General features: G+C 68.8%; 8 protein-coding genes. 2 read left to right on the plus strand and 6 right to left on the minus strand.

Annotation, left to right across the window (positions count from 1 at the left end):
• Positions 1 to 99: 99 nt before the first annotated feature.
• Positions 100 to 636, minus strand: coding sequence for a methyltransferase (locus ACLFRB_RS11310; RefSeq protein ID WP_411069116.1), 537 nt, complete (start codon positions 634 to 636; stop codon positions 100 to 102).
• 178 nt (positions 637 to 814) lie between these two features.
• On the opposite strand from ACLFRB_RS11310, the gene asd reads away from it, so the two are divergent.
• Complete coding sequence (gene asd, locus ACLFRB_RS11315; RefSeq protein ID WP_411069117.1) at positions 815 to 1,687, plus strand: archaetidylserine decarboxylase; 873 nt, start codon at positions 815 to 817, stop codon at positions 1,685 to 1,687.
• 95 nt (positions 1,688 to 1,782) lie between these two features.
• Complete coding sequence (locus ACLFRB_RS11320; RefSeq protein ID WP_411069118.1) at positions 1,783 to 2,427, plus strand: hypothetical protein; 645 nt, start codon at positions 1,783 to 1,785, stop codon at positions 2,425 to 2,427.
• A 33-nt stretch (positions 2,428 to 2,460) separates the two neighbouring features.
• Here ACLFRB_RS11320 and ACLFRB_RS11325 read toward each other — a convergent pair whose 3' ends face one another.
• The 5 genes from ACLFRB_RS11325 to ACLFRB_RS11345 form a co-directional block, all read right to left on the minus strand.
• A complete protein-coding gene (locus ACLFRB_RS11325; RefSeq protein ID WP_411069119.1) occupies positions 2,461 to 2,901 on the minus strand; it encodes a helix-turn-helix transcriptional regulator in 441 nt (146 codons plus the stop codon).
• 2 nt (positions 2,902 to 2,903) lie between these two features.
• On the minus strand, positions 2,904 to 3,209 hold the full coding sequence (locus ACLFRB_RS11330; RefSeq protein ID WP_411069120.1) for a DUF4258 domain-containing protein: 306 nt from the start codon (positions 3,207 to 3,209) through the stop codon (positions 2,904 to 2,906).
• 106 nt (positions 3,210 to 3,315) lie between these two features.
• Complete coding sequence (locus ACLFRB_RS11335; RefSeq protein WP_411069121.1) at positions 3,316 to 5,007, minus strand: aminotransferase class III-fold pyridoxal phosphate-dependent enzyme; 1,692 nt, start codon at positions 5,005 to 5,007, stop codon at positions 3,316 to 3,318.
• Between the two features lie 154 nt (positions 5,008 to 5,161).
• The gene (locus tag ACLFRB_RS11340) at positions 5,162 to 5,332 is read right to left on the minus strand and encodes an NnrS family protein (RefSeq protein WP_411069122.1); all 171 of its coding nucleotides are present in this window, start codon (positions 5,330 to 5,332) and stop codon (positions 5,162 to 5,164) included.
• Complete coding sequence (locus tag ACLFRB_RS11345; RefSeq protein ID WP_411069123.1) at positions 5,302 to 5,469, minus strand: hypothetical protein; 168 nt, start codon at positions 5,467 to 5,469, stop codon at positions 5,302 to 5,304. Before ACLFRB_RS11345 ends, ACLFRB_RS11340 begins: the two co-directional genes overlap by 31 nt.
• Between the last annotated feature and the right edge of the window lie 55 nt (positions 5,470 to 5,524).

A 5,524-nucleotide genomic window follows, 5' to 3' on the forward strand; every position in this document is an offset into this window, starting at 1 on the left:
CGGGGCGTTCTCGATGCCGCCGGCGGCGGAGACGTGGGCACCAAGCTGCATGGGGGACCTCCGTTGGATGTCCCCCCATTCTGCCATACCCGGCCGCCCTCAGACCTCGTGTCGCGCCCCGATGGCGTAGTAGACGGTCTCCAGCAGCGGCAGGACGATCCAGTCGTCGTGGGGGAAGCGCATGATGAGGAAGAAGCCCCAGATGGAGAGCAGGGTGCCCACGTACTGCGGGTGCCTGAGCAGGGAGAAGGGGAAGCCCTCGATCCAGCGGACCTGGTGGCCCAGCTGGGCGCCGTAGAAGACCCCGGTGGTGCCCAGCTGCCGGAAGACGGTGAGGTTGAGGACCAGGCCGGCGAGGAGCAGCAGGCCGCCCACCGTCCCGCTGACGGCGTCGGCGGTGGGCAGGGGCAGCAGGTCGCCGCTGAACAGGGCGCACCAGCCCAGGAAGACCGCCATCTGCACCACCTTGAAGAGGTAGAAGAGCCGGTGGAGGACCTGGACGGGCCGACCCAGCACCCTGAGGGCCGAGCGTTCGCAGACGGTGGACCAGCGCTCCGGGTAGTGGGAGATGTAGTAGTAGGTAAGCCGCTCGAGGCTGAGCAGGACGGCGGCGATGATGAATGCCCAGACGATCATGGTGGCAGGCCTTCCCCCTGGTGGCGTGAATGGATGACCGCCCCCGCCTCGGGGAGCGATGGCGCCCACTATCGGGGACGAACGGTTTCGAAACCGTTTCAGCGCTCCGTCTCCTGCCATCCAGCGGAAACATAACCGGCGTACGCTCCCCCGAATCTCTCGCCGACCGGGTACGAGCTTGACCCCCAGAACGCTGGTCAGCCGCCTCACGCGGCTGGAACGCCTGAACTTCCTGCTGACCAACCGGATCCCGCGCCGCTGGGCCACGCTCTTCATGGGCTGGTTCAGCCGCATTCGCCACCCGTGGGTCCGCCGCCCGTCCATCGCCATCTGGCAGCTCTTCGCCGGGGACCTGGCCCTGCACGAGGCGCGCAAGCAGCACTTCGAGAGCATGCAGGACTGCTTCACCCGCGAGCTGCGCCCCGGCGCCCGCCCGCTGGATCCCGATCCCGACCGGCTCATCAGCCCCTGCGACGGCGAAGTGGGCGCCCACGGACCGGTCAATGGTACCGAGGTCTTCCAGGCCAAGGGCTATCCCTACTCCCTGGAGGAGCTGCTGGAAGACTCGGAGATGGCCGAGCGCTACCGGGACGGGATCTTCGTCACCCTGCGGCTGCGCGCGAGCATGTACCACCGCTTCCACGCCCCGGCGGACTGCCGGCTGGAGGGCGTGACCTACATCCCCGGCGACACCTGGAACGTGAATCCGGTGGCCCTGCGGCGGATCGACCGCCTCTTCTGCCAGAACGAGCGTGCCGTCCTGGAGCTGGAGCCGGCCGACCACCAGCCGAAGATCGCCCTGGTCCCGGTGGCCGCCATCCTGGTCGCCAGCCTGCGCCTCCACTGCCTGCCGGAGGCCCTGGACCTGCGCTACCGCGGGCCGCGTCACCAGCCCTGCAACGCGACCTACCAGCGCGGCGAGGAGCTGGGCTACTTCCAGCAGGGCTCCACCATCATCGTCCTGGGTGAGCGGGGCTGGGCGTTCAGCGCCGGGGTGGAGGAGGGGGCGACCCTGCGCATGGGCCAGCCGCTGCTGGAGCGGGCCCCGTAACCGGCGGGTAGCCCGCTGTTAAAAAAACGGTAACCGAATGGCAATACCGTAGTCGCAAACCCGACCACAGCAAGACCCACCAGGGGAGAAGACCCATGAAGGTACTGCATGAACTCCGGGAACAGCGGTGGGACGACCACCGGTACTACCACCAGAGCCGGGTGAACCAGTCGCTGCACCTGCTCAGCGCCCTGAGCTTCCTGGTGAGCTACGCTTTCCTGCTCATCAACCCGGTGGTCTCCGCCCTGGTGGGCTGGTTCGTCGCCATGGTGCCGCGCCAGGTGGGCCACTTCGTCTTCGAGCCCAAGGACTACGACGGCGTGAACCAGGCGACCCACGAGCACAAGGAGCGCATCAAGGTCGGCTACAACCTCCGGCGCAAGGTGGTCCTGCTCGCCCTGTGGGGGCTCTCGCCGGTGGCCCTGATGGTGCAGCCCGACCTCTTCGGCCTGTTCCAGCCGCACACCAACGGCTCGGGCTTCCTCTACAACCTCTCCCTGCTCTGGATTGGCCTCGGCGTCGGCGCGCTGCTCTTTCGCACCGTGCACCTGTTCTTCCTCTACGACATCACCACCGGCCTGGTCTGGTTCCTGAAGATCCTCACCGACCCCTTCCACGACCTGAAGATGTACTACAAGTCGCCCTTCTACCTCCTCAGGGGCCAGCTCCTGGACCCCATGCCGGAGGTGGCCGCCCGGGCGGAGATGGATGAGCACGCGACCGAGCAGGGGCGAGCGTAGGCAACTCGCATCCCGGCGAGAGTCAGCGCAAGGTCAGGCGGCCGCCCACTCGTCGCCGGCGTGGGTAAAGGGCTGCTGGGCGGTCTGTGCATGCCGTGGCGCATCGTGAACGCGCCGAAGGGTGTCGGAGACCGGCTGCGTGGCATCCAGCCAGGCCTCGGCCTCGATGCGGAGAAGCCGGTCCGTGTAGCTCGGTAGCGCCTTCTCGGGGTTTCGTTCGGCGAGGCTCACGGTCTGTTCGGTCACTCCGAGCAGGTCGGCCAGGCGGCCCTGGGTCAGGCCCATCTCCAGGCGCAGGAACCGCAGCTCGCGGCCGCTCAGGGCGGGCACGTTCTCGACGACCCAGCGGGCGATGGTGCGATGGAGATTGTCCACGTCCGCAATGCTCACGGTCTCCCCGAAGGGGCCCTCTTCGAGCTCATAGCCGTTAGCGAGATAGATGTACGGCAGACCGCATTCCCTGTAGTGGTACATGGTTACCCCCGCATTGCGGTGATGACATTCAGGACGATGGGGTCGCCATCCGGCGCAAATCCGATCACAACCTGCACTTGCCCCGAACCCTCCATCCTGGCTTCGAGATGGCCGGGAGCCTTGAGGGAGGGGGCCGGAGGCTCCGCGAAGGTCCCTCGACGCAGTACATCGAGGACCTCTCGCATCATGATCTCGCGTTCCTCCATTCGCTCGCGGGCGTGACGGGTCAACCTGACGCGTTCGGAGTGTGCTGCTGCTTCCTGGATCTGCTTGCGGAGCTGTTCCGGCGAGCCTCGTCCTTGGCCCATAAATTTTATGCCTCCTTGCGGGGGTTGTCACGGTGCGGACGAATCAGTCTCGCACACCGGGAAGCCCGTCTGGAGGTATGATGGCCGCGTCGCCTTCCGGCGGATGTCAGGCCCCGGAGTCCATGCGCGGGGCGTCGGGCATCCGGCGTCCCAGCCCCGCCGCGACCATCTCCCGCAGGACCTGGCGCTTGATGGCCTTGTTGGTCAGGCCCTCCGGCGTCGACCACCAGCCGTCGCCGCGCATGGCCTCCGCCGCCGCCAGGAAGCGGGTGCGTACCTCCTCAAAGTCGGCCTCCGGGAAGTCGTGGCTCCAGATGAGGCGCCCGGTGCCGGTCCAGCCCAGGTGCAGGCCCTCCGCCCGGAGGTAGTACTGGAACATCCAGTGGTAGCGGCCGGGCCGGGTGTAGAGGACGCTCCAGACCGAGACCATGTTCTCGATGCGAAGCGGCAGCTCCCGCTCGGCCAGGTCGCGGTTGAGGGCGGCCGCCCGACGGTCCCAGGTCCCTTCCAGGTCGTCGTAGAGCGCGTCGATCCCCGGCTCCTCCAGCCGCCGCAGGAAGGCGTTCATGGCGGTCATCACGTAGGGGTGGGCGTTGAAGGTCCCGCGGGCGAAGCAGATATCGGTGGGCCGGTGGTCGCGGTAGCGCTTCATCAGGGCGGCGCTGCCGCAGAGGACGCCCACCGGGAGCCCGCCGCCCAGGGTCTTGCCGTAGGTCACCAGGTCGGCGCGCACGCCGAAGTACTCCTGGGCGCCGCCCCGGGCCAGCCGGAAGCCGGAGAAGATCTCGTCGAAGATGAGCGGGATCCCGCGCTCGGTGCAGACGGCGCGCACCTGGTGCAGCCATTCGGTGTAGGCGGTGCGGTCGTAGGCGCAGGCGCGGTCGCCGGCCATGAGGGTGGCGTCCCCCGGCGCGCCGCCGTTGGGGTGGAGGGCCTGCAGCGGGCTCACCAGGACGCAGGCGATGTCCCTGCGGGTGCGCAGGACCTTCAGGGTGTCGTCGTCCATGTCCTTGAGGGTGTAGACGTCGTCCACCACGCGCTGGCTGCCCACCCCCGGCTGCACCCCGTCCCACCAGCCGTGGTAGGAGCCGCAGAAGCGCACCAGGTGGGAGCGGCCGGTGTGGTAGCGCGCCAGGCGCACCGCCTGCATCACCGCCTCGGTGCCGGACATGTGAAAGGAGACCGCCTCCAGCCCGGCGATCTCGCGCAGTCGCTCCACGTTGTCGGTGATGACGGGGTGGTAGGGGCCGAGGACCGGGCCCAGGGGCTGGGCCTGCTCGAAGCTCGTGGCCAGGCACTGCTTGTAGAAGTCGTAGCCGAAGACGTTGACCCCGTAGGAGCCGGAGAGGTCGTAGGCCCAGTTGCCGTCGGCATCCCGGATCTGCGTGCCACGGCTCTCGGTGGCGATGTTGCCCAGCGGGAGGTGCTCGCGCACCAGGTTCCGGAAGGGGAAGGGCACCCGGTAGGCGTTGATGAACGCCAGGTCGGCGATGGCCGGCTCCAGTGCCTCGGTGGTCTCCAGGCTCCGGGGCGCGCGCTCCCGGAAGAGCCGCGCCAGCCGTTCGAAGCCCGCCCGCCGCCGGGCGACGATGGCCTCCGGTGCCCCGTCGCGGCCGAAGGCCGCCTCCTCCCGGAACTCGTAGAAGGGCACCCGCCGGGCCACGCGCCGGGACATCTTGCTGTGCCCCCGCAGGGAGGGGTGCTTGGCCCGGGACAGGCGCAGGCGCACCTGGGCTCGGCGCAGGACCACCAGGGTCAGGACGGCGAGGGCGAGATAGAGCCAGGGGGCGGGCAGCATGCGTTCTCCGACGGCGAGCAGGGTCCACCGTCATCATCGCGTAATCATGTGAACGCCTTTTGACACCCCACCCCCCGACAGGGAGGGACGGCGCCCCGTTCGGGTGGATTGCGAACCGACAACAGGGGTCAAATCTCACATCTTCAATAATTCGCTACCCGGGCGCCCCGTCCACCCGCGGGCGCAACAGCATCGGGCCCAGGCCGGCCAGCAGCCCACCGAAGGCGAGGAGCCAGAGCGTCTGGGCAGTGGCCATGGCCGTCGGGACGAAGGCCGGGGCCAGCAGGGGCGTGGCTACCCGCACCAGGGCGGCGAGGGTGACCACCGCAAAGACCAGGCTCGGCCAGTGCGGGGGTGCAGGACGCCGCTCTGCTGCCGGAGCTGGTCGGCCGCCATGATCGGTCGGGCCAGGGCGATCACCAGCGCGACCATGAAGGCCAGATCGGCCGTGCCGGATACCATCAGGCCGCCCGTTCCCAGCGGCCCGGCCAGACGCCCTGCCAGCCACAGCCCCGCC

This window comes from Thiohalorhabdus sp. (assembly GCF_046545655.1).
Lineage (GTDB): Bacteria > Pseudomonadota > Gammaproteobacteria > Thiohalorhabdales > Thiohalorhabdaceae > Thiohalorhabdus.